Here is a 23,400-nt window from a genome sequence, read left to right on the forward strand (position 1 = left end):
GAGGAAGCGACCGGCCCGCACTTGACAGAAAAGATCGATTGACCGCTCTGTCGGGCGCGGTCCTCGGGCTCAATGGCCGTCGTCTCGAGGCCCGGTCATTCCACCTCGCGCAGCCGATACCCCACGCCGGTCTCGGTGGTGATGTAGCGTGGCTGGTCGGGCGACTTTTCGATCTTTTGCCGGAGCTGGCGGACATAGACCCGGAGATACTGCACATCGGTGGAGTCGCCCCAGACCTGCTTCAGCAGGAAATGGTGGGTGAGAACCTTGCCGGCGTGCTGCACCAGGATGCGCAGAATGTCGTATTCCTTGGGCGAGAGCTTGATCTCCTTGCCATCGACCTTGACGATGCGCTTGACCAGGTCGACCGAGAGATCGCCGGTGGTGAACACCGGCTTTTCGCCCTGCTGCTGGAATTTGTGGCGCAGCGCCACGCGGATTCTGGCGACCAGTTCGTTCATGCCGAACGGCTTGGTGACATAGTCGTCGGCGCCCAGTTCCAGTGCGGCGACGATGCCGGCCTCATCGGTGCGGCTGGACAGGATGACCACGGGGACGTCGAGCCCGTCGTCGCGCCATTTGCTTAAAAGGTCGAGGCCGCCCATGCCGGGCAAGCCGAGATCGAGCAAGATCAGATCCGGCTTTGCCGCCTCGACGAGTTCAATCGCAGCCTTTGCGTTGGGCGCCTCGCTGACCGCATAGCCCTGGCTGCCGAGGCCGACGCGCAGCAGTTTGCGGATCGGCGGCTCGTCATCGACCACCATTATGCTGACGTTGGAAGTTGTCATGCCGGATCACCAGATGTTTGCCCGTCCGCACTCTGTTCGTCCATGCCGGGCGATTGTGCCGGCCTCGGCATGCGGATGGTGAAAACGGCGCCCGGCCGGTCGCTGCGGTTCGCCGCCGTGATCGTGCCGCCCATCGCCTCGATGAAGCCGCGGCAGATCGATAGGCCGAGCCCTGTGCCGGCCTGGACCTGGTCACGCTTGCGCACGCGGTAGAAGCTGTCGAAGATCCGCTCGAGGTCGCCGGGTGGAATGCCCGGTCCCTCATCCATGACCTGAAGCACGACGGCGCCATTGTCGACCCAGCCCTGCATGCGGATGGTTGATCCCGGTGGCGCGTATTTTGCGGCGTTGTCGAGAAGGTTGAACAGTGCCTGCTCGAACAGGACGGGATCGAGCTTCAGCATCGGCAGGTCGGCCGGAATGTCGATCTCGGTCTTGTGTTCGGCAATGATCTTGCGCGCCCGCTGCAAGGCAGAGCCAACGACATCGCCGACATAATGGAGGGCGAAATTCGGCTCCATGGCTCCGGATTCGATCTTGGTCATGTCGAGCAGGTTGGCGATGAAGCGGTTCAGCCGTTCGGATTCATCGAGCACGGTGGTCAGCAACTCGGCCCGATCGTTTTCGGGCAATGAGGGTGCATATTCCCGCAGCGTTCCGGCCGCGCCCATGATGGCCGCAAGCGGCGTCTTCAGATCATGCGAGATTGAGGTCAGCAGCGCCGAGCGCAAGCGGTCGGCCTCGGCCGCCAGCTTGGCGCGATCGACATCGGCGACCAGCTGGATGCGCTCGATGGCGACTGCCGCCTGGTCGGCCAGCGCATCGAGCAGGCGCTGCTGCTCGGGCGTCAGCAACGGCCCCTGCTTGTCGTTGTCGAGGCCGACGACGCCGATGGCCGTGCGGCCCGTGCGCAAGGGCAGATAGAGGCGCTTGGCGCCGGGCAGCGTGTCGGCGCCACGGCCGGCGGCACGGTTGTGCTCCCAGGCCCAGCGGGCGGCGGCGATGTCGGCCTCGGCCAGCGTGTCGTCGGGCGGATAGCCGGCCTTGACGGTGATCGTGCCGTCCTCCGGCAACAGCAGCACCACGCGCAGCTTCAGCATCGAGGCGATCTGGAAGGCGGTGGCCCACAGCACGTCGTCAAGCGTGCCGGCGCCGGCGAGCTTCTTGGAGAATAGGTAGATATCCTCCGTTGCCCGGGCCCGAGAGCGGGCGGCGACCGCCTGGCGCTGCACGCGTGCCGTCAGATTGCTGGCGATGACGGCAACGACGAGAAAGACCGCGAGCGCCACGATGCTTTCGGGATCCCGGATCGTCAGCGTGTAGCGCGGTTCCAGGAAAAAAAAGTTGAAGGCAAGGGCACTGACGAGACAGGCGTACAGAGCCGGCCACAGACCGCCGGTCACCGCTGACGTCAGCACCCCGATCAGAAAGATGATCGCGAGATTGCGAACGTCGAGAAACTGGTCGAGAATGGCCGCGAAGCCGAGCGAGCCGGCAACGAAGGCCGTCGCCTTGAGATAGGGCCAGGCATCGAACTGCCACTGCTCGTCCGCTGTCTTGACGTTTCGCGAGGCCGCGTCGTTGCCGCGCTCGTTTCCCGAAATGACATGGACGCTGATGTCGCCGGCGTTGCGGATCAGATCGTAGGTGAGCGATCCCTCGATCAGTTCGCGCCAGCGCGAACGGGTCGGCCTGCCGACGACGATATGGGTGAAATTGTTCGCTGTGGCGTGGCGCACGATATCCTGGGCGACGTTCTGGCCCGGTATGGTCGTCACCTCGGCGCCGAGCTGCTCGGCCAGGCGCAACAGCGTCGCCAGCCGGTCCTTGTCCTCCTCCGACATGGCGGCTGAACGCGGTGTGTCGACATGCAGCGCCGTCCAGGGGGCGCGCAGCCGGTCGGCCAACCGGCGCGCATAGCGGATGCGGGCGGCTCCGCCCGGACGCGCGTCGACGCAGACGAGCACCCTTTCGCCCGCCGCCCACGGGCCCTGGATGGCGTGCGACTGCATGTGGTTGAGCAGCTGTTCGTCGACGCGCTGGGCAGTGCGGCGCAGCGCCAGTTCGCGAAGCGCCGTCAGATTGCCGGGCGAGAAATAGTTTTCGACCGCACGCTGGGCGGTGTTGGGGAAATAGACCTTGCCTTCCTTCAACCGTTTGATCAGGTCGTCGGGCGTGAGATCGATGATCTCGATATCGTCGGCTTGGTCGATGATGGAGTCCGGAACCGTTTCGCGCACCCTGACGCGGGTGATCTGCGCCACGACGTCGTTCAGGCTCTCGACATGCTGGATGTTGAGCGTGGTGTAGACGTCGATGCCGCGTGTGAGGATTTCCTGGACGTCGAGATAGCGCTTGGGGTGGCGGCTGCCCGGCGAGTTGGTGTGGGCGAGCTCGTCGACCAGCACGAGCGCGGGACGGCGGGCGAGGATGGCGTCGATGTCCATCTCGTCCAGCACGCGGTCCTTGTAGCTGACCTTCTGGCGCGGGATGACCTCGTAGCCGTCGACCAGCGCCAGGGTTTCCTTGCGGCCGTGGGTTTCGACGATGCCGATCACCACGTCGACGCCGTCAGCCAGCCTGGCGCGGCCGGCCATGAGCATCTCGTAGGTTTTGCCGACACCGGGTGCTGCGCCGAGAAATATCCGCAGACGGCCGCGCTCTTCCCGTTCCGCATGCTCGAGCAGTGCGTCCGGAGAGGGTCTGTTGTCGCTGCTTCTGTCGTCCGGCATCAGGCTCGATCATGAACGGCGCCGGGGATGGTGTCGATCCCCGACGCCAGGCTTCAAAGACTGTCTCTCACTTGGTTTCGTCCAGCGCCAGGTTGAGCGCCAGCACATTGACGACCGGCTCACCGAGGAAGCCGAGTTCGCGGCCTTCGACGTGGCTGTCGACGAGCGCCTTGATGCTGGCCTCGTCGATGCCCCTGGCCTCGGCCACCCGAGCGACCTGGAAATAGGCGGCCTCCGGGCTGATGTCAGGGTCAAGGCCGCTGCCTGAGGTGGTGACCAGATCGATCGGCACTGGCTGGTTGGGGTTTTCCGCCTTCAGTTTTTCGGCGTCGCCCTTGATGCGGTCGATCAGCCTGGGGTTGGTCGGGCCGAGATTGGAGCCGCTTGAGGCGGCGGCGTTGTAACCGTCGCCGGCAGCCGACGGGCGGCCATGGAAATAGTTGTCGCCGGCAAAGCCCTGGCCGATCAGCTCGGAACCGATCACCTTGCCGTCCTTTTCGATCAGGCTGCCATTGGCCTGGTGCGGAAACAGCGCCTGCGCGATGCCGGTCATACCCAGCGGATAGATCAGGCCGGTCAGCACGGTGAAAAAGACAATCATGACGATTGCGGGTCTTATCTGGGTGAGCATGAAATTGGGTCCTTAAGCGAGGCCGAGGCCGGTGACGATCATATCGATCGCCTTGATGCCGACGAACGGGACGATGATGCCGCCGAGGCCATAGACGAGCAGGTTGCGGCTGAGCAGGGCGCCGGCGCCGATGGCGCGGTATTTGACGCCTTTCAGTGACAGCGGGATCAGCGCGATGATGATCAGCGCGTTGAAGATGATCGCCGACAAAATGGCGCTCTGCGGCGTCGCCAGATGCATGACGTTGAGCGCCTGCAGCGGGCCGGTCATCTGCCCCGGCGCGACGTAGAAGACGGCGAACATGGCCGGGATGATGGCAAAGTATTTGGCAACGTCGTTGGCGATCGAGAAGGTGGTCAGCGAGCCGCGCGTCATCAGCAGCGCCTTGCCGATCTCGACGATCTCGATCAGCTTGGTCGGGTCGCTATCGAGGTCGACCATGTTACCGGCCTCGCGCGCGGCGACCGTGCCGGTGTTCATGGCGACGCCGACATCGGCCTGGGCAAGAGCGGGCGCATCGTTGGTGCCGTCGCCGCACATGGCGACCAGCTTGCCCTTGGCTTGTTCGTCGCGGATCAGTTTCAGCTTGTCCTCGGGCGTGGCCTGGGCAAGGAAGTCGTCGACGCCGGCTTCGGCGGCGATCGCGGCCGCAGTCATCGGATTGTCACCAGTGATCATCACGGTACGGATGCCCATCTTGCGCAATTCCGCGAAACGCTCGCGAATGCCGCCCTTGACGATGTCCTTGAGGTGGACGACGCCGAGCAGCCGCCCGTCGCGTTCGACCGCCAGCGGCGTGCCGCCCGCCTTGGCGATCTCGTCGGCGATCGCCTGCAGGTCGCGCAGCGTTTCCGTGGCTGGCCTTGCACCATGGCTGACCGATGTCGCCTGGCTGACATGGGCAACCACGGAATCGACCGCACCCTTGCGGATCGAAGAGCCATCGATGTCGACACCGCTCATGCGGGTCTGCGCGGTGAAAGGCACGAAGGTGGCATGCAATGTCGCCATGTCGCGGCCGCGGATGGCGTATTTCTCCTTGGCCAGCACGACGATCGAGCGTCCCTCAGGCGTCTCGTCAGCGAGCGAGGCCAGCTGTGCGGCGTCGGCCAGTTCCTGTTCGGTGACGCCTTTAACCGGTCGGAATTCCGTCGCCTGGCGGTTGCCGAGCGTAATCGTCCCGGTCTTGTCGAGGAGCAGCGTGTCGACGTCGCCGGCGGCCTCCACGGCACGACCGGACATAGCCAGCACGTTGAAGCGCACCAAGCGGTCCATGCCGGCAATGCCGATGGCCGACAGCAGCGCGCCGATGGTTGTCGGTATCAAGGTGACGAACAGCGCGACCAGCACGGTCACCGGGATGTAGCCGCCGGAATAGGAGGCAAAGCTCGGGATCGTCGCGGTGGCGAGCACGAAGATCAGCGTCATGCCGACGAGCAGGATGTTGAGCGCGATCTCGTTGGGTGTCTTCTGGCGCGCGGCACCCTCGACCAGCGAGATCATGCGGTCGAGGAAGGTGTGGCCGGATGCGGCTGATATGCGCACGCGGATCCAGTCAGACAACACCTGGGTGCCGCCGGTGACGGCCGAGCGGTCGCCGCCGGATTCGCGGATGACGGGTGCGGACTCGCCGGTGATCGCCGCCTCATTGACCGAGGCCACGCCTTCGATCACTTCGCCGTCGGACGGGATGATGTCGCCGGCTTCCACCAGCACGATGTCGCCGATCTTCAGGCTGGTTCCGGGCACCAGCCTGAATTTGGAGCGGTCCTCGCCGGCAAGCAGCTTGGCCTGTGTCTCGGTGCGCGCCTTGCGCAGCGAGTGGGCTTGCGCCTTGCCGCGGCCTTCGGCAACGGCTTCGGCGAAGTTGGCAAACAGCACGGTGAACCACAGCCAGATGATGATCTGCAGGGTGAAGGCGAAATCGCCGCCGCCGCCGACGAGGTCCTTGACGAACAGCACGGTGGTGAGCAGCGAGACGACGGCGACGACGAACATCACTGGATTCCTGACCAGGGTGCGCGGGTCGAGCTTGCGGAAAGCGCCGCCAATGGCGGGCACCAGGATGCGGGCATCCATGATGCTTGCGGATTTGGGCTGGCTCATTTTTGGGATCCTGTATCGGTGATGTTGGACGGCGCCGGGTGTTCGGTCTTCGGCAACAGGTGCGGAAGGCCGGTGGCCAGCAGCCACAGCACGATCAGCACGGCGGCCATGCCGAGAAAGGTTGAAAGCGTCGGGAAAGGACGAGGCTTCTTGTCCCTTCCGTTATCGTCGGGCGCTCCGCTACCGGGCGGGTGATGATCGTGCCGACGTATGTCGCTGAAGCGGGGCATGGTCATCTCAGAAAGTCTGTCCGTGGATCAGCGCCAGGTGCTCGACGATCGGGCCGACGGCGAGCGCCGGGAAGAAGGTGAGGCCGCCGACGATGATGATGACACCGACAAGCAGTCCGACGAACAGTGTGCTGTCGGTCGGGAAGGTGCCGGCGGAGGCGGGCGCCGTCTTCTTTGCTACCAGCGAGCCTGCAATGGCGAGTGCCGGAATGATGACCAGGAAGCGGCCCATCAGCATACCGATGCCGATGGTGATGTTGTACCAGGGCGTGTTGCCAGAAAGGCCGCCAAAGGCCGAGCCGTTGTTGGCTGCCGCCGAGGTGTAGGCGTAGAGAACCTCGGAGAAGCCGTGCGGGCCGCCATTGGCGATCGAGGCTACGGCGCTCGGCAGGACGACCGCGATCGCGGTGAAGATGAGCATAGCCAGCGGTAGGCACAGGATCGCCAGCATCGCCATCTTGACCTCCTTGGCCTCGATCTTCTTGCCGAGATATTCCGGCGTGCGGCCGACCATCAGTCCGGCGACGAAGACGGCGATCACGATGAACATCAGGATGCCGTAGAAGCCGGCGCCGACGCCGCCGACGATGACCTCGCCGAGCTGCATGTTGATGAGTGGGATCATGCCGCCAAGCGCGGTGAAACTATCATGCATGGCGTTGACGGCGCCGCAGGAGGCGGCGGTGGTGATGACGGCGAACAGCGCCGAGGCGGCGATGCCGAAGCGCGTTTCCTTGCCTTCCATGTTGCCGCCATTGATGCCCAGTGCATGCACCAGCGGATTGCCGGCGGCTTCGGCCCAGTAGCAGACGATGACGCCGGCGAGGAACAGCACGCCCATCGAGGCCAGGATCGCCCAACCCTGGCGCTGGTTGCCGACCATGCGGCCAAACACGTTGGTCAGCGCGGCGCCGAGAGCGAAGATCGTCAGCATCTGGAGGAAGTTGGAGATCCCGTTGGGGTTCTCGAAAGGATGCGCGGCATTGGCGTTGAAGAAGCCGCCGCCATTGGTGCCGAGCATCTTGATGGCGATCTGCGAGGCGACCGGGCCGAGCGCGATCGTCTGCTTGGCGCCTTCCAGCGTGGTGGCGTCGACATACGGGCCCAGCGTCTGCGGGATGCCCAGCCAGACGTTGACGAGCGTCAGCACTATGCAGGCCGGCAGGAGCACATAGAGCGTGCAGCGGGTGAGATCGACCCAGAAATTGCCGATCGACTTGCCCGACGCGCGGGCGAAGCCGCGGATCAGCGCCACCGCAATTGCGACGCCGACCGCGGCAGACATGAAATTCTGCACCGTCAGGCCGGCCATCTGCACGAGATAGGACATCGTGCTTTCGCCGCCGTAATTCTGCCAGTTGGTGTTGGTGACGAAGCTGACGGCGGTGTTGAAGGCGAGGTTGGGCTCGACAGCGGTCATGCCCGCCGGATTGTAAGGCAAGACGCCTTGCAGGCGCTGCAGGACATAAAGCACCAGGAAGCTGGCGAGGCTGAAGAAGATGATGCCTGCCGCATAGGTCGTCCAGTGCTGCTCTTCGCGTTCGCTGGTTCCCGAGATGCGGTAGAGGCTGCGTTCAACCGGACCAAGTATGGGCGAGAGAAAGGTGCGATCGCCGTTGAAGACGCGATACATGTAGCCGCCGAGCGGCTTCACGAGCAAAACGACGATCCCGCAATAGACGAGAATCTGTATCCATCCGATCAGTGTCATGAGAATAGCTTTCCGTGCCTTGCACCAAGAGCGATCAGAAGCGTTCTGGGCGAACGAGGGCGTATGTCAGGTAGACGAGCAGGAGCAAGGTCACGCCGCCACCGAGGATGTAATCGACAAGCATGGTGCGGTCCTTCCGTCTAAAGCGCGTCGCAGGCTTTGATGTAGGCGAGGGAAAGGGCGAAAAACAAAACGCCGATCCCGATGATGACAATGTCCATTCTTGTTGTTCCTTGTACTTGAGCGCCATTGGATGGCGGCCAGAAATTCCATGAAAACGATCCGCCGTTTCCCTGGGGATCACGGCGTACGGCGCGTTTTGCTTGGCACGGAATATGGACCCGATCGCCATAAAGGTTCGAGACGGGGCCGGGAGGAAAGATATAAAATTCCTATAAAGATTTCGAGCCAATGTGGTCGCAGAAGCCTCTTGCGGTGGCGCCGTCTTTCGAAACAATGAGCGCCTCAGACGAGGGAAACAGATGCTCGACATGGCTCCATCGAAACAGGCGTCCACCTGGCTTTCCGCCCTTGCGCGGGCGCTGGAAGCTGATGACGCCGAGGCCGCCGCCAACCTGTTCATCGACGACTGCTACTGGCGCGATCTGCTCGCCCTCACCTGGAACATCACGACGATGGAAGGCCGGGACGCCATCCGCGACATGCTGAAGACGACGCTGGCGACGGCGAAGCCCTCGCACTGGAACCTGTCGGGCGAAGCGACGTCGGATTTGGGCACCGTCGAAGCATGGTTCACCTTCGAAACGTCTGTCGCGCGCGGCGAAGGGATCTTGCGCCTCAAGGAGGGCCGCTGTCGGACGCTGTTTACGGCGATGCGCGAGCTCAAAGGGTTCGAGGAACAAAAGGGTCCGGCGCGGCCGCTCGGCATCCGTCACAAGGCCGATCCTGAGCGCGAGACATGGGCGGAGGCGCGGGCACGCGAGACCCGTGACCTCGGCGCCACCGAGCAGCCCTATTGCCTGGTCATCGGTGGCGGGCAGGGCGGCATCATGCTCGGCGCGCGGCTGAGGCAGCTCGGCGTGCCCACCATCGTCATCGAGAAGAATGCGCGGCCCGGCGATTCCTGGCGCAACCGCTACCGCTCGCTCGTGCTGCACGACCCGGTCTGGTACGACCATCTGCCCTACATTCCGTTCCCCGAGAACTGGCCAGTGTTCACGCCCAAGGACAAGATGGGCGACTGGCTGGAAATGTACACCAGGGTGATGGAGCTCAATTACTGGGTCGCCACCAAATGCATCAGCGCCACTTACGACGAGGCCGAAAAAGTCTGGACGGTCGTGGTCGACCGCGTCGGCCGGCACATTACGCTGAAGCCCAGGCACATCGTCTTTGCCACTGGCGCCTATGGACCGCCGCGCCAGATCGACCTGCCGGGCGCCGAGAGCTTCAAGGGCGAGCTCCTGCATTCCAGCCAGTACTCCAGCGGCGAGAAATTCCGCGGCAAAAAGGTCGCCGTCATCGGTGCGGCTAGTTCGGGACACGATGTCAGTGTCGACCTCTGGGAGAGCGGCGCCGACGTCACCATGATCCAGCGTTCGCCGACGACGGTGGTGAAATCCGACACGCTGATGGAAGTCGGTTTCGAGATCTTTTCCGAGAAGGCCCTGGCGCGCGGCATCACCACCGACAAGGCCGACCTGATCGTCGCATCGACGCCGTTCGCGCTGGTGCCAAAGGGCCAACGGGATCTCTACGAGGTGATCAAGGAACGCGACGCGTCGTTTTACGATCGGCTGCGCGCCGCCGGCTTCGCCATCGATTTCGGCGACGACGAGACCGGGCTGTTGATGAAGGCCTACCGCACCGGCTCCGGCTACTACATCGATGTCGGCGCCTGCGAGCTGATCATCAAGGGCGAGATCAAGGTGAAGAGCGGCGTCGGCATAAAGTCACTGACACCGAGCGGTATCCTGTTCGACGACGGCAGCGAGTTGGCGGTCGATGCAGTCATCTCGTGCACCGGCTATCAGTCGATGAACGAGACGGTGGCGGCGATCGTCTCGCGCGAGGTCGCCGACAAGGTCGGGCCGTGCTGGGGCCTCGGCTCCGGCGTGAAGGGCGATCCCGGCCCGTGGCAGGGCGAGCTGCGCAACATGTGGAAGCCGACGGCGCAGGACGCGCTGTGGTTCCACGGCGGCAATCTGGCGCTGTCGCGATTTTACTCGAAGTACGTGGCGCTGCAGATCAAGGCGCGGATGGAGGGGATTGCGACGCCGGTTTATGGGAAACCGAGCAACGCCAGGTAAGGTTCGACCCCCACTCCGTCGAGCTTCGCTCGACACCTTTCCCCGATCGACGGGGGAGAGGAAAGGCGCGAGTTCGCCAACCTTGGCGCCCTTCCTCTCCCTCCGGAGGGGGGAGAGGTGGCGCTGCGAAGCAGCGACGGGGGGAAGCCATTCGTCAAACGCACATATGCCGCAAGCCAGGCATAACCTTGCCGGCCAAGATCAGCTAATCGTGCCGATGGCCGAAATGCCTTGCCGCGACCTCGACATGCGTGTGATGCGCATGCGGCTCGAACCTCTCGGTCTCGTTGTGATCAGCTGCCTCGTTCGGCCACCAGACACCACCGACGGCGATGCCTTCCGACACCAGCCGCTGATCAGAAACCAGCGCGGCTCCGACCGCATCGACGAAAGTGAAACGTCCCTGCCGCAGCCTGAGCACCGCGACATCGCCCGCGCCGCCTACCTTAAGCGTGCCAAGCTCCGGCCTGGCGATCGCCTCAGCCGGGCGTTGCGTCGCCGCTCGCAGCACTTCGATCAGCGGCATGCCAAGCGCCATCAGCTTCGACATGCAGACGAGAATGTCGAAGGCTGGACCGTCGACGCAGTAGAGATGCACGTCGCTTGAGATGACGTCGGGCGCCAGACCCTCTGCTAGCATTGCCTTCGCGACAGTGAAGTCGAATGAGCCCATGCCGTGGCCGATGTCGAAGATGACGCCGCGTTCGCGCGCCAGATACATGTCCGGCCGCACCGCGCCCGAGGCAAAGACCGGCGCGTTGGGGAACGGCCGGAAGCAGTGGGTGAGGATATCGCCGCGGCGCAGGCGCGGCAGCACTTCCGAGCGACCGGGCGGCGGCTCGTCTATATGCGCCATCAGCGGCAGGCCGGCCTGGTCGGCGGCTTCGAGCGCGAGGTCGACCGGCACAATGCCGCTGGTGCCGCCGGCATGCTTGCCGGAGCGCACTTTCACGCCAACGACGACATCGGCGTGCTCGCGCACCGCAGCCACCGTCTCGCGCGGTTCGCAGAGCCTGAGATCACTGCATTCGCCGACCGAGACCGTCTGCGAAAAGCCGAAAATGCCGGCGAAGGAGATGTTGACATAGGCCAGGATGCGCACCTTCGAGCGCTCGATGACATGGCGGCGAAAGCCGAGGAAATTGCCGGCGCCGGCACTGCCGGCATCGATGAAGGTGGTGGTGCCGCTCTTGGCCGCCAGGCGGTCGGCGTCGACGCCGAGCGAGGTGCCGCCCCAGTAGACATGGCTGTGCAGGTCGATGAGGCCGGGCGTGACGATGCAATCGCGGGCGTCGACGACCTGCGTGGAGTGCTCGGCATCGATGGCCGCCTCGATGGCCGCGACGCGGCCATCGGCGATGGCGACATCACGCACGGCGTCCAGACCCGAGGCCGGATCGATCAGGCGGCCGCCCTTGATCAGGAGATCGAACTGCATCGGCGACTGCCTCCGTATCTGGTCTTAGTATCTGTAGGCGATCAAACCGGCCGGTAGGCGACGGCTTCGACCTCGATCTTGATGTCGATCATCAGCCGCGATTCGACCGTGGTGCGGGCCGGCGGATTGTTCGGAAAGTGCCTGGCGTAAACGGCATTGAAGGCGCCGAAGTCGCGTGCGTCCTCGAGCCAGACCGTGGTCTTGACGACATCGTCCATGGTGCAGCCGGCCAGCGCCAGTGCCGCCTCAACATTCTGAAGCACCTGCTCCGTCTGTTCCGTAATGCCGCCCTTGACCACGATGCGGTCGGCATCGACCGGCACCTGGCCGGAAATATAGACAAAATCGCCGGCGCGCACCGCCGGCGACAGCGGCACATGCGATGTTCCAAAACACTCTTTGGGCAAGGGAAACTCCTGTTCAAAATGGCGGGCCGCGCCCCGTTTTCGCCGACGGCTCTACGCCTGTCCCCGTGATCCTCATAGGGGCGTTTTGGGAATGCAAGATTTTTCCAGATGCGTGTTGCTTTATCAAAGGACGGCCAGCATCTTGCGCCTCGCATTTTCCCGACAGGAGATTTTTTGAATGACCTTCGACAAGAACCCGTTCCCGGAAGGCGACGCCGATCGTCATGCGCTGTGGGAAATGCTGGTGCGGCGCGACATCGACGCCTTCATCGGCCAGGATTGGTCGATGGTCGAGGACGATTTCATTGAAGAGAGCTTCTTTGGCATGCATGCGCATTTCCTGAGCGATGCCGATGCCTGGCGGCTGCAATTCCCGTCGCTTGGCGTCTATCGCGACGAATGGCTGCGGCAAGCCAAGGAGACGGCGGCGACCAAATTCGCCGAGCCGCTGCGTGAGGCGCTGTTTCGCGTCACCAACATGCGCGACGTCGACGTCGACGGCGACCGCGCCGTGCTGCACAAGAAGTTCAACGGGTCTATCGCCAAGGCCGACGGCAGCGTCGACAAGCTGAAATGGCAGACGCTGTATTTCTGTCGGAAAGTGTCGGGCCGCTGGAAGATCGCCGGCTTCGTCGGCTATATGCCGCATCCCCTCGGGAACTGAGGCACACCCCTCGCTGTAGGATCGGGTTAGTGCCGGCCCTCGCGCACAAACACGCACGCTTCCCGAGCGGCGGCGGAAAACGCCCGGCGCGCCGTGCCGACCGCGCGACGCTGCTCCATCGCATCCATCATCGCTTTCAGCGCAGAGCGGTATTTCGGGCCGCGCTCTTCGTCCGGCCACCCGTCGACCAGCAGGGAGGCTGCCTGGACAGTTCCGGTAACGGTCAGACCGCTGCCTTCGCTTTCGATGGTCACGGGTACGTCGAATTGTTCATCACGCATTGCCGCTACTCCTGGAACTCTACTCTTTGTTTTACGCAATTCCGGACGGAAAACCGCTCACACTTTTCCTGGAATTGCTCTGACTTAAAGACAGTCGAAACGGCGCAATCCGCGTTTCGTTCCACAGGGGCTAGCGGGAGCGGTGGTCGAACACGACTGCCATGGTCTTACCAATTGCCGCCATGACGATGAGTTCGACCAGATCGTCGTCGCTGTCGATACAGGTGGGATCCATGCGGCGGATGGCGTCCAGCGCCGCCCTTGTCGAGACGGTATCGCCGGCGCGGAATTTGGAAAGCGCAGAGGAAACAAGGTTCTGGGCTGTCAGGTCGATGACAGCTACGCTTGCTTCAACGTTCATTGGCTTCCTCCTGCCAAGAACCCTCTCCCGCAGGAATGATACGCCGAACACCGGCGCACGCCAGCGGAATCGTGGTCCGACCAGATTGCCGAGAGGGCACATTTGCGTGTTTGATAAGGTCCAGCCAACAGCGTCCAGGACCAGCCCGGAAATGAAACTGTACTTCAGCCGCAATCCCAATCCCCGCCTCGCCGTTGCGACGGCACGCCATCTGCAGGCCAAGGTCGAGTTTGAGTTCGCGGCACCCATGGCGCCAGGTCAGGCCGAGCGGTTCCGACCGCTCAATCCCAATCTTACCCTGCCGACATTGGCATGGCCGGGCGGCAGCCTCTGGGAGGCCGACGCCATAGCCTGCCTGCTGTCGCGCGCGGCGAGTTCGGATTTCTGGCGCAGCGGCGACGATCAGCCGGACATGATCCGTTGGCTGAGCTGGGGCAAGGAGAATTTCGTCAGGGCCTGCGACACCGTGCATTTCGAGCGCGGCACCAAGCAGCGCTACGGGATTGGACCGATAGACCAGGGCAAGGTCGAGGACGGGCTGGCGGAGTTCCGCATCGCGGCAGCGATCCTTGAGGCGGAGCTCGCCCGACGGCAATGGCTGGTCGGCAGCTCGCTTTCCTATGCCGATTTCCGCATGGCAACGTTCCTGCCCTTCAACGATGTCGCGGGCTTGCCGCTGGGTGATTATCCCTCTGTCTTCGCCTGGTATCGCCGGCTCGAGGCCATCGACGCCTGGCGCGATCCCTTCGACGGGCTGGAAGCGCCGCATCTGTCGCCGGTGATATCAGCTTGAAGCGCCTTTCCGTGGCGGCAGGCGGTCTGACGTGTGGCGCATTGGCAGCATAGGTGTGGAACAGCCGCCCAGCGGCCTTGGCGCGCTCGACGGCCTGCAGTCAGGTTGATAAGCCCTCTCCTCAAGGAGAGTCGTGACATGACCGTAGCCATCGAGATGGGACAGACGACGGTGGGTGCGCCGGCGGCGCTCGACCTTGAGGAACTGCTGGCGACCCGCCTCCTGGTGCAGGGCAATTCCGGCTCCGGCAAATCGCACCTCTTGCGCCGGCTCCTGGAGCAGAGCGCGCCCTGGGTGCAGCAGACCATCATCGACCCCGAAGGCGATTTCGTCTCGCTGGGCGACCATTACGGTCATCTGGTCATCGACGCCGAGGAGCATACGGAGCGCGGCCTGCAGGCGGCCGGCGAGCGTGCACGCATCCACCGCGTCTCCACTGTGCTCAATCTCGAAGGGCTGGATGCCGAGAACCAGATGCGGCGCGCCGCCGCCTTTCTCGGCGGCCTGTTCGAGGTCGCGCGCGAGCATTGGTACCCGATGCTGGTGGTGGTCGACGAGGCGCAATTGTTCGCGCCCGCGGTGGCCGGTGAGGTGTCGGACGAAGCGCGCAAACTCTCGCTCGGCGCCATGACCAACCTGATGTGCCGCGGCCGCAAGCGCGGCCTGGCCGGCATCATCGCCACACAGCGCCTGGCCAAGCTCGCCAAGAATGTCGCGGCCGAAGCCTCCAATTTCCTCATGGGCCGCACCTTCCTCGATATCGATATGGCGCGCGCCGCCGACCTTCTGGGCATGGAGCGCCGTCAGGCGGAGGCGTTTCGCGATCTCGAGCGCGGCCACTTCATGGCGCTCGGACCGGCGCTGTCGCGCCGGCCGCTCGGCGTGCGCATCGGTCCGACCGATACAAGCCCGCGCAACGGCACGCCACGGCTGATGGCGATGCCGGAATCAGCGCTTGAGGACGCCCGCGCCATCATCCTGGCGGCGCCGCCGCCCGAGACGATGCGGGCGCCGCGCCGGGTGGCATCGCCGGACCTGCTCGACCAGCTGATGGCGGCAAAGTCCGCGGCAATGGAAATCCGCCCCGAACCGGCGGAGCCGGAAATCAGCGCCGAGGACCTGGCCGAGCGGCGCGGGCGCGTCGACCGCGTGCTGCGCGCCATACTGGCGCAACCGGATGCGGGTTTTCGCGTCATCGGCGTGCTCTATCAGGAGTTCGTCGTCCGCTGCCGCATCGAGGGCCTCGCCTCCGATGTTCCGGACCTGCCGGAATTCCGCCGCATGCTGACGCGCGCCCGCGCCGGGCTTGGCGCCGATATGGTGGAAGATGACGGCTGGCAGGACGTCTCCGTGCGCGCCTCGCTGCTGCCCGAGGACATGCAAGGCGTGTTCATGATGATCGCGCGCGCCGCCAAGGAGGGCTCGCCGTGCCCGAGCGACGCAGCCATCGCGCGTGCCTATGGTTCGCATTCGCTGCGCCGGGCCAGGCGGCTGCTCACCTATATCGAGGAGCAGGGCCTCATCGTCTGCCAACTCGACGGAACCGGCCGGCGCACAGTGACGCTGGTCGAACTCGCCTGGGCGACAGCGCCGGGCGACCCCAATGCCGTGGAGGCGGAGCAGGGGAGTTTGGCGCTTTAGCCGGCGCGAAGGGTGGGTGCGGTTCTGAACAAGATGTGTTTCGCCGATCGGCGCGCGGCGAATTATGATGGATTTTCGAGAATCGCAGAACGGGTTCGGGCGGGAGGGTTGTTCGGTGCGGTTGAAATCTCTGGCTGTTTTCATGCTAGGCATCATCGCCGTTGCCGGCATCGCCTTGACGGTGTCGGCCCGGTCCTTTGCCGCGTCGTCCGATATACCGGGCTGGCTGCAGGCCCATGTCGGCGATGGCGACGGCGAGATTTCGCAGGTTGTGCTGGATCGGGCGCGGGCGCTTTATCAGAACAAGGTTGCGCAGGGCGCGGTCAGGAACGCCTGCTATTTCGCCATGGATGCGACGCGGCCCGGCGATCTCGGCAATGGCGTGCTCGGGCGCCGCTACTACGTCATCTGCGAGGCCAAACAGTCGTTCCACGCGATTTCGTCAGGGCATGGCGGCGGCCGCAATCTGAAGGGCGTGGTCGATTTCTCCAACGGGAAACGCTGCGCGAAAAACTTCGGCAATGCCCTGGATTCGTCGTTGACGACCGGCGGCGCCTATATGACCTCCGAGGCAAAGACCTCGTTCAAGGGTTTTTACCGCGTCGGCGCAAAAAAGGATCAGGCGCTTATGCGCACCTTCATCCAGTTCGACGGCGAGGGCGAGACTGCGAACGCCCGGCAGCGGGTGATCGGCGGCCACGCGGCGCGGCTGCTGAAGGGAATGTGCCTGCGCAAGAACCCGAACAGCTCCTACGCCGACCATGACGGCTTCGTGCCGTACGGCAAGCTGGTGGATTACGCCGGCGGCCGCAGCAATGGCTGCACAAGCTGGTCGCCGGCCGATGCCGATCAGATCATTTCGATGGTGAAGGGTAATCCGACGACGCTCTACATCTACCCGGAATCGCGCGACATCGCCGCTGTTGGGAAAGCCGGCGCCTATTGGAACGCGTCCTGCCTGAAGGAGATCGGCAAGCCGAAATTCTGGCCACGCAAGAGCCTCGAGCCGATCATCGCACAATACAAGAAGGACAATCCGCCACCGCCACCGCAGCCGCTGCCGATCTGCACCGGATCGTGAGGCAATGAGCACTCGGCTCGGCATTGTCGGCGGCGCGGGCTGGCCGCGCCGCCATCGATTGCGATGGGTGGGCTCTACTGGTTGATCTCAGGCTCGACGAGCTTTGCCAGGTTGCGCAGCGATTCCTGCCAGCCGAGATAGCAGGCCTCGGCCGGAATGAGGTCGGGAATGCCTGCCTGCGTGATATCGAGCTCCGTGCCGACAGAGACTTTCTTCAGGATCACGGTCACTTCGATCTGGCCGGGCAGGTTGGGATCGTCAAACCTGTCGGTGTAGCGCAGGCGCTCGCCGGGAACGAGTTCGAGATATTCGCCGCCGAAGGAATGGCTGCCGCCCGTGGTGAAGTTGCGGAAGGACATCTTGAAGGCGCCGCCAACTTTCGCGTCGAAGCTGTGCACCGAGCAGGTGAAGCCGTTCGGCGGCAGCCATTTCGCCAGCGCATCGGCCTCGGTGAATGCGCGGTAGACCTTTTCCGGGCTGGTCGCCAGAACGCGGTGCAAACGTACAGTGCTTGGCATGTTTTCGGTATCCTCTGCGGTTTCGTTGGTCGATGCCCCAAGGACGGGTGGACTTCACCCGGTCCGACATCGCATGTCAAATTTTTGGGCCCTTGCCTGCGGCCTTCCGTCCCGCAATTTTACAACCGCCGCTTCGGGCGGGCAGTCGCGTCGCGAACGAATTGCATGCATCGTCGACAATCTGCCTAAACTTTCGGCATAAGTTTCGCAATATTTATTAAAATCTGTAAAGTCTCGCCTTTAAATTGTATTAGGATCAGCTTATTAAATTCGCCATGATCTATTAAATGGTGCGCGACGATCTTCTTTGTGTACTATAGGATGATTCCCTGGAACGATGGATCAATTTAAAAGTTGATCCGAAGTGGTCGCTCGGAGATTGTCGAGCGACCAAGGCAGCACGTGCAAGGAGTGTCCGAATGAGCACCGTTCTGAACGCCAAAGGCATTCCGCTTCCCTACACCGGCGCTTCCACCCACTGGTTTTCGGCGACCGGGGGCGGGCCGCAACTCTACGGCACCTCGGGCAACGATTCCTTCTGGGGCGATACCAGCGTCAGGGTCACCATGTTTGGCGGCGCGGGCGACGACTATTACCATCTCTATTCGACGATCAACAAAGCGGTCGAGCTGCCCGGCGAGGGTATCGACACGATCGACACCTGGATGAGCTACAAGCTCCCCGACAATTTCGAGAACCTCGTCGTCACCGGCGCCAATCACTACGCGTTCGGAAATTCGCTCGACAACATCATCAAAGGCGGCACCAGCGGCCAGACGTTCGACGGCGGCCTGGGCAACGACGTACTGATCGGCGGCGGCGGCGCTGACACCTTCATCATCACCAAGGGCCACGGCAGCGACCTGATCACCGATTTCGGCGCGGACGACACCATTCGCCTCAATGGCTACGACTTCATGTCGTTCGACGCCGTCATGGCGCACATGATGCAGGCGGGAGCGAACGTTGCGCTGACCCTCGGATCCGACGAGGTGCTGGTGTTCAACAACACCACCATCGACAAGCTGCAGCCCGGCCAGTTCGAACTGCCGATCGACAAGTCGGGCATGACGCTGTCATTTTCCGACGACTTCAACACGCTGAACCTTCACAATAGCCAAGGCGGCACGTGGGACACCAACTTCTGGTGGGGCGCGCCGAACGGCAGCACGTTGACCCAGAACAACGAGCTGCAGTGGTATATCGACGCCAATTACGCGCCGACGAGTTCCGTCCACCCGTTCAGCGTGGCAAACGGCGTGCTTACCATCACCGCGGCGCAGGCGCCGGCGGACATCAAGCCGCTGATCAACAACTACGAATACACCTCCGGGCTCCTGACCACACACGACTCCTTCTCGCAGACCTATGGCTATTTCGAAATGCGGGCCGACCTGCCCGAAAACACCGGGGCCTGGCCGGCTTTCTGGCTGCTGCCGGAAGACGGCTCATGGCCGCCGGAGCTGGATGTCGTGGAAATGTACGGCCAGAACCCGAACCAGCTTCTGATGACCGCGCACACGAATCAGACGGGCCAGCACACCACGGTCTCGTCGACGGTGAATGTCTCGGACACCGCGGGCTTCCACACCTATGGCCTGCTGTGGACACCGGACGAGCTGGTGTGGACCTATGATGGCGTAAAGGTCGCCGAAGCGGCGACGCCGTCCGATATGCACAGCCCCATGTACATGCTGGTCGATCTCGCGGTCGGCGGTCAAGCCGGCGCGCCGCCGGACCATCTCGCGACGCCAGCACAGATGAAGATAGACTATATCCACGCCTATACGCTGGACGATGTGCAGCAGAGCCATCTGAGCACAACAGGCGAGCACGCGGTCTAGATGTCGCGGGGCCGCTCGCCGCTCAGGAATGCGGCCATCCGGCCCGGCCTGCGCCCGGTCTTCCTGCGCGCCGTCGCCGATATCGGCGTCTTCTCGTTACTGATCAACATCCTGCTTCTGGTCATCCCGCTCTATCTGCTGCAGGTCTATGACCGGGTGCTGCCGTCCTCCAGCGTCGAGACGCTGCTTTATCTCTCGGCCATGGCGGTCGTCGCGCTCGCCTTCCTTGGCCTGCTGGATGCGGTCCGCGCCATCTACGCGCAGCGTATTGCGGCTACCGTCGACCAGAAACTGGGCGCGCGGACATTTGCCGCTTCGCTTGGCGCCAGATATGCCGGTAGCGCGCTGTCGCCGCTGAACGACCTTGCCACGGCCTGCGCCTTCATCAGGTCGCGCGGCGTGGCGGTGCTGTTCGACCTGCCGTTTGCGCCCGTCTTCCTCGCCTTGCTCTATTTCATCCATCCCGTGCTGTTCTGGCTGACGCTCGCAGGCGCCGTGCTTCTGTTTCTCCTGGTCGTGGCCAACCAGCTTGCCATCGGCAGGAATGATGCCATGTCGGCGGAGCGCTCTGCCGTGGCCAGCCAGGCGGAGCAGGCCTTTGCCCGCAACACCGACACGCTGCGCGCCATGGGCATGGTGCAGAACGCGGCCGCGGTTTGGGGGCAGCACGTCACTGAGGCACTGACCCTGCATGACCGGTCCGGAAGTGCCAACGCCATCTTCAGCGCGACATCGCGGTCGCTGCGCATGATGCTGCAGCTGGCGATCCTCGGCGCCGGCGCGTGGCTGGTGCTGCAGGGGCAGATGACCGCCGGCATGATCTTCGCGTCCTCGCTGGTGTCGTCGCGCGCGCTGCAGCCGCTCGACCAGCTGATCGGATCCTGGCGGCAGATCGTCGACGCCAGGCGATGCTGGAAGCGGCTGGACTCCGCGCTTGCCGCGCAACCGGCGCAGGCGCGCAAGCTCGCTTTGCCCGAACCGTCCGGCGCGATTTCGGTGCAGGATCTTTTCTTCATCGCGCCGAATGCGGCTTTCGGCACGGAGCCGATCCTCAAGCGGCTGAATTTTGCCATCGGCGCCGGCGAAGCGGTGGCGATCGTCGGCCCGAGCGGCGCCGGCAAATCGACGCTGGCGAAATTGCTTGTCGGCGCATCGCAGCCGACCGGCGGCGCGGTCAGGATCGACGGCGCCGATCTGAGGAGCTGGGACGAAACCCAGCTTGGCATGCATATGGGCTATCTCCCGCAGGAGGTGGAGCTTTTCCCGGGATCGATCGCGCAAAACGTCGCCCGCTTCGACCCCGTTGCCGATGACGCCGCGATCGTCGACGCGGCCAGGCGCGCCGGGGCGCATGAGCTGATCCTGACGTTGCGCGACGGCTATCAGACCATGATCGGCCCGTCGCACACCGTGCTGTCGGGTGGCGAGCGGCAGCGGATCGGGCTGGCGCGCGCCTTCCACGGCAATCCCCGCATTCTGGTGCTGGACGAGCCCAACGCCCATCTCGACGGTAGCGGCGAAGCGGCGCTCGAAGCAATGTTGTCAGCCGCGCGAGGCGCGGGCGTCACGGTGCTGGTGATCACGCATCGCCCGTCGACCGCGGCGGCCTGCGACCGCGTGATGGTGCTGCGCAACGGCGCGATCGAAGCCTTCGGCCCCGCGAGCGAGGTGCTACGGCAACCCATGATCGACAAGGGCGTCGCCGGGAGCGCGGTGGTGACAGGCTCATTCGTGCCGACCGTCCGCCCGCACAGCGTCCGCTTCGGGTCATAGACAATGACTGAGCAGAGCCTTGCCCTCGAAAGCCGACCGCGCACCGACTTCCGGCGCACGGCCGTTGTCGGTTACGCGGCCATAGCGCTCTTCGCCGGCTGCTTCGGTTATTGGGCGGCGAGCGCGCCGCTCTCCGGCGCTGTGATCACGTCCGGCACGATCTCGGCAACAGGCGGCAACATCCTCATCCAGCACCCCGAGGGCGGCATCATCGAGCGGTTGCTGGTGCATGAGGGCGACCGCGTGCAACAAGGCGAACCGCTGGTCCTCCTCGACCGCACGGCAGCCGAGGCCGACCTCAACCGGCTGATCAGGCAGTCGATCGCGCTTAGGGCGAGCGGGGCGCGGCTGGAAGCGGAGCGCGACGGATCGGACATGCTGGCGCCGATCGCCGAGGCGGCACCCGCGCCGTTCCAGAGCGATTTCGACAATCTGGTGCACGAACAGCAGAAGGAGTTCGATGCCAGGCTCGCCCGGTTCCGGTCCGAGCAGTCGATCCTGGCGCAGCGCGTCGCCATGCATCGCGAGTCGGCGCTGGGCCTGGACGCGCAGAAACTGGCCATCCAGCAGCAGGCCGACATTGTGAAGAAGGAACTCGGCATCAAGACCGGGCTGCTCGACAAGGGCCTCACCAACCGCAGCGAATATTCGCAGCTTCTGCGCAGCGAGGCCGATCTGGTCGGCCAGGCCGGCGCGCTGGAGGCGGACTTGGCGGCGACCAAGACACAGATCGTCGAGGCCCAGGCGCAGGTCGAGCGCGCGACCACGCAACGCGTCGAGGAGGCCCTCACCAAGCTCGACGAGGTTCGCACCAATCTGGCCGACATCGGCGAACAGATCACGGCGGCTGAAGCGGTGCTGAAGCGCACGACGATCAAGGCGCCGGCAGCCGGCATCGTGGTGTCGTCGACCTATAATTCCAGGGGCAGCGTGATTGCACCCGGGCAGAAGATCATGGAAATCCTGCCCACCGCGCCGGGCCTCATCGTCGACGCGAAGCTGCGGCCGAGGGACGTGGATCTGGTTCGCGTCGGCCAGCCGGCGAAGCTCAGACTGTCGGCCCTGAACGCGCGCCTCACCCCTGAGGTCCCGGCGACGGTGACCCAAATTTCCGCCGACCGGCTGATCGATGAAACCAGTCATGAGGCGTATTTCCGCGCCAGACTGAAGATCACCGACACGCTGCCGCAGGGCGTGAAAGCCGAGCAGCTTTACCCGGGAACGCCGGTCGAAGCGTTTATCAGCACGGGCGACCGGACCTTCTTCGAATATCTGGCACGGCCGATGCTCGATTCGTTCGCGCGGGCGTTCACTGAGCGATAGGCGGCGGCGCCCCGCCAGCCGCGCGGCCCGGATGCCTGAGGTGGGTTGGCGTGATGCCGGTCTGCTGGCGGAAGACGCGGCTGAAATGGCCGGCATTGGGAAAGCCGCAGCGGTAGGCGATGTCGCCGATCTGCAGATCGCTTGCCTCCAGCAACGATTTCGCATGATGGACGCGCAGCGCAAGATACGCCGCCATCGGGCCGATGCCCAACTCGGCGCCGAACAGGCGCTCGACCTGGCGCCGCGACAAATTCAGGCGGGTCGCGATCTCGGCGACCGACAGCGTCTCCTGGAGGTTGCTTTCCATCAGAAGCAAAGCCCGCTTCACTGCGCGGCTTGATGCTGCGGGAAAGAGGTCGCCGACGGGCTGTACGTCCCGGCTCGATCGGATGCGGTCGAGCACGAGAATCTTGGCGGCTTTTTCCGCCGCCTTGCGGCCAATGAACTGCGACACGAAATGGCCGGCGAGGTCGGCTGCACCGGTGCCGCCGGCGCAGGTCGAGCGGCCGCGATCGACGGAAAACAGGCTGTCGGCATGGGCGTTCACGTCAGGGAACTGGCTGCGGAAGTCCTTGATGTGAAACCAACTCACAGCGGCTCTGTAGCCATCGAGCAGACCGTAGCGCGCGAGCACGAAGCTGCCCGTGCAGAGCGCCGTCAGCGGCACACCCTTTTGGGCGGCGCGAAGCAGGAAGGCCTCCTTTTCGGAGCTGAGAGTGCGGTTGGTGTCGAGCAGGCCGCCGACCACCACGACATTGTCGAACTCCTCCGGATTGCCGATCGCCTTCGTCGGCAATCCGGAGGAGTT

General features: G+C 64.1%; 21 protein-coding genes. 8 read left to right on the forward strand and 13 right to left on the reverse strand.

The window, feature by feature from the left end:
* Positions 1 to 95 precede the first annotated feature (95 nt).
* From ACWGTO_RS03535 to ACWGTO_RS03565, 7 genes are all read right to left on the reverse strand, one after another.
* The gene (locus tag ACWGTO_RS03535) at positions 96 to 788 is read right to left on the reverse strand and encodes a response regulator transcription factor (RefSeq protein ID WP_454573461.1); all 693 of its coding nucleotides are present in this window, start codon (positions 786 to 788) and stop codon (positions 96 to 98) included.
* Positions 785 to 3,520 carry a DUF4118 domain-containing protein gene (locus ACWGTO_RS03540; RefSeq protein ID WP_454573462.1) on the reverse strand — a complete coding sequence of 912 codons (2,736 nt, stop codon included), beginning with the start codon at positions 3,518 to 3,520 and terminating at the stop codon, positions 785 to 787. Before ACWGTO_RS03540 ends, ACWGTO_RS03535 begins: the two co-directional genes overlap by 4 nt.
* A gap of 67 nt (positions 3,521 to 3,587) precedes the next feature.
* Positions 3,588 to 4,151 (reverse strand): potassium-transporting ATPase subunit KdpC, encoded by a 564-nt coding sequence (gene kdpC / locus ACWGTO_RS03545; protein ID WP_454573463.1) that lies wholly within the window; start codon positions 4,149 to 4,151, stop codon positions 3,588 to 3,590.
* A gap of 12 nt (positions 4,152 to 4,163) precedes the next feature.
* Positions 4,164 to 6,257: a potassium-transporting ATPase subunit KdpB gene (gene kdpB / locus ACWGTO_RS03550; protein WP_454573464.1), complete on the reverse strand. Its 2,094-nt coding sequence runs from the start codon at positions 6,255 to 6,257 to the stop codon at positions 4,164 to 4,166.
* A complete protein-coding gene (locus ACWGTO_RS03555; protein ID WP_454573465.1) occupies positions 6,254 to 6,493 on the reverse strand; it encodes a hypothetical protein in 240 nt (79 codons plus the stop codon). Before ACWGTO_RS03555 ends, kdpB begins: the two co-directional genes overlap by 4 nt.
* A gap of 1 nt (position 6,494) precedes the next feature.
* Positions 6,495 to 8,198, reverse strand: coding sequence for a potassium-transporting ATPase subunit KdpA (gene kdpA, locus ACWGTO_RS03560; RefSeq protein WP_454573466.1), 1,704 nt, complete (start codon positions 8,196 to 8,198; stop codon positions 6,495 to 6,497).
* Positions 8,199 to 8,232: 34 nt separating this feature from the next.
* A complete protein-coding gene (locus ACWGTO_RS03565; protein WP_454573467.1) occupies positions 8,233 to 8,550 on the reverse strand; it encodes a potassium-transporting ATPase subunit F in 318 nt (105 codons plus the stop codon).
* A 130-nt stretch (positions 8,551 to 8,680) separates the two neighbouring features.
* Here ACWGTO_RS03565 and ACWGTO_RS03570 point away from each other — a divergent pair, with 130 nt between their 5' ends.
* Positions 8,681 to 10,468 (forward strand): flavin-containing monooxygenase, encoded by a 1,788-nt coding sequence (locus tag ACWGTO_RS03570; RefSeq protein ID WP_454573468.1) that lies wholly within the window; start codon positions 8,681 to 8,683, stop codon positions 10,466 to 10,468.
* 205 nt (positions 10,469 to 10,673) lie between these two features.
* Here the strand turns inward: ACWGTO_RS03570 and ACWGTO_RS03575 are convergent, their stop codons facing one another.
* A complete protein-coding gene (locus ACWGTO_RS03575; protein ID WP_454573469.1) occupies positions 10,674 to 11,906 on the reverse strand; it encodes an amidohydrolase/deacetylase family metallohydrolase in 1,233 nt (410 codons plus the stop codon).
* 41 nt (positions 11,907 to 11,947) lie between these two features.
* Positions 11,948 to 12,313: a RidA family protein gene (locus ACWGTO_RS03580; protein WP_454573470.1), complete on the reverse strand. Its 366-nt coding sequence runs from the start codon at positions 12,311 to 12,313 to the stop codon at positions 11,948 to 11,950.
* 178 nt (positions 12,314 to 12,491) lie between these two features.
* Here ACWGTO_RS03580 and ACWGTO_RS03585 point away from each other — a divergent pair, with 178 nt between their 5' ends.
* The gene (locus ACWGTO_RS03585; RefSeq protein ID WP_454573471.1) at positions 12,492 to 12,977 is read left to right on the forward strand and encodes a hypothetical protein; all 486 of its coding nucleotides are present in this window, start codon (positions 12,492 to 12,494) and stop codon (positions 12,975 to 12,977) included.
* A gap of 26 nt (positions 12,978 to 13,003) precedes the next feature.
* Here the strand turns inward: ACWGTO_RS03585 and ACWGTO_RS03590 are convergent, their stop codons facing one another.
* The gene (locus ACWGTO_RS03590) at positions 13,004 to 13,258 is read right to left on the reverse strand and encodes a DUF982 domain-containing protein (protein WP_454573472.1); all 255 of its coding nucleotides are present in this window, start codon (positions 13,256 to 13,258) and stop codon (positions 13,004 to 13,006) included.
* A gap of 130 nt (positions 13,259 to 13,388) precedes the next feature.
* A complete protein-coding gene (locus ACWGTO_RS03595; RefSeq protein ID WP_454573473.1) occupies positions 13,389 to 13,619 on the reverse strand; it encodes a hypothetical protein in 231 nt (76 codons plus the stop codon).
* 151 nt (positions 13,620 to 13,770) lie between these two features.
* Here ACWGTO_RS03595 and ACWGTO_RS03600 point away from each other — a divergent pair, with 151 nt between their 5' ends.
* The 3 genes from ACWGTO_RS03600 to ACWGTO_RS03610 all read left to right on the forward strand — a co-directional run bounded on the left by ACWGTO_RS03600 (position 13,771) and on the right by ACWGTO_RS03610 (position 17,134).
* On the forward strand, positions 13,771 to 14,412 hold the full coding sequence (locus ACWGTO_RS03600; RefSeq protein WP_454573474.1) for a glutathione S-transferase family protein: 642 nt from the start codon (positions 13,771 to 13,773) through the stop codon (positions 14,410 to 14,412).
* A gap of 138 nt (positions 14,413 to 14,550) precedes the next feature.
* Complete coding sequence (locus ACWGTO_RS03605) at positions 14,551 to 16,053, forward strand: helicase HerA domain-containing protein (RefSeq protein WP_454573475.1); 1,503 nt, start codon at positions 14,551 to 14,553, stop codon at positions 16,051 to 16,053.
* 142 nt (positions 16,054 to 16,195) lie between these two features.
* Positions 16,196 to 17,134 carry a hypothetical protein gene (locus ACWGTO_RS03610; RefSeq protein ID WP_454573510.1) on the forward strand — a complete coding sequence of 313 codons (939 nt, stop codon included), beginning with the start codon at positions 16,196 to 16,198 and terminating at the stop codon, positions 17,132 to 17,134.
* A gap of 74 nt (positions 17,135 to 17,208) precedes the next feature.
* Here the strand turns inward: ACWGTO_RS03610 and ACWGTO_RS03615 are convergent, their stop codons facing one another.
* Complete coding sequence (locus tag ACWGTO_RS03615; RefSeq protein ID WP_454573476.1) at positions 17,209 to 17,652, reverse strand: SRPBCC family protein; 444 nt, start codon at positions 17,650 to 17,652, stop codon at positions 17,209 to 17,211.
* Between the two features lie 419 nt (positions 17,653 to 18,071).
* Between ACWGTO_RS03615 and eglC the strand changes: the two genes are divergently transcribed.
* From eglC to ACWGTO_RS03630, 3 genes are read left to right on the forward strand one after another with little or no spacing between them, the layout of a single operon-like run.
* Positions 18,072 to 19,496: an endo-1,3-1,4-beta-glycanase EglC gene (eglC, locus tag ACWGTO_RS03620; protein ID WP_454573477.1), complete on the forward strand. Its 1,425-nt coding sequence runs from the start codon at positions 18,072 to 18,074 to the stop codon at positions 19,494 to 19,496.
* Positions 19,497 to 21,269, forward strand: a complete 1,773-nt coding sequence (locus ACWGTO_RS03625) for a type I secretion system permease/ATPase (RefSeq protein ID WP_454573478.1) — start codon at positions 19,497 to 19,499, stop codon at positions 21,267 to 21,269. It begins immediately after the preceding gene.
* A gap of 3 nt (positions 21,270 to 21,272) precedes the next feature.
* Positions 21,273 to 22,592, forward strand: coding sequence for an HlyD family type I secretion periplasmic adaptor subunit (locus ACWGTO_RS03630; RefSeq protein ID WP_454573479.1), 1,320 nt, complete (start codon positions 21,273 to 21,275; stop codon positions 22,590 to 22,592).
* Here the strand turns inward: ACWGTO_RS03630 and ACWGTO_RS03635 are convergent.
* Positions 22,579 to 23,388, reverse strand: a complete 810-nt coding sequence (locus tag ACWGTO_RS03635; RefSeq protein ID WP_454573480.1) for a GlxA family transcriptional regulator — start codon at positions 23,386 to 23,388, stop codon at positions 22,579 to 22,581. The two genes, ACWGTO_RS03630 and ACWGTO_RS03635, sit on opposite strands and share 14 nt — an antisense overlap.
* Between the last annotated feature and the right edge of the window lie 12 nt (positions 23,389 to 23,400).

Source organism: Mesorhizobium sp. PL10, from assembly GCF_053714315.1.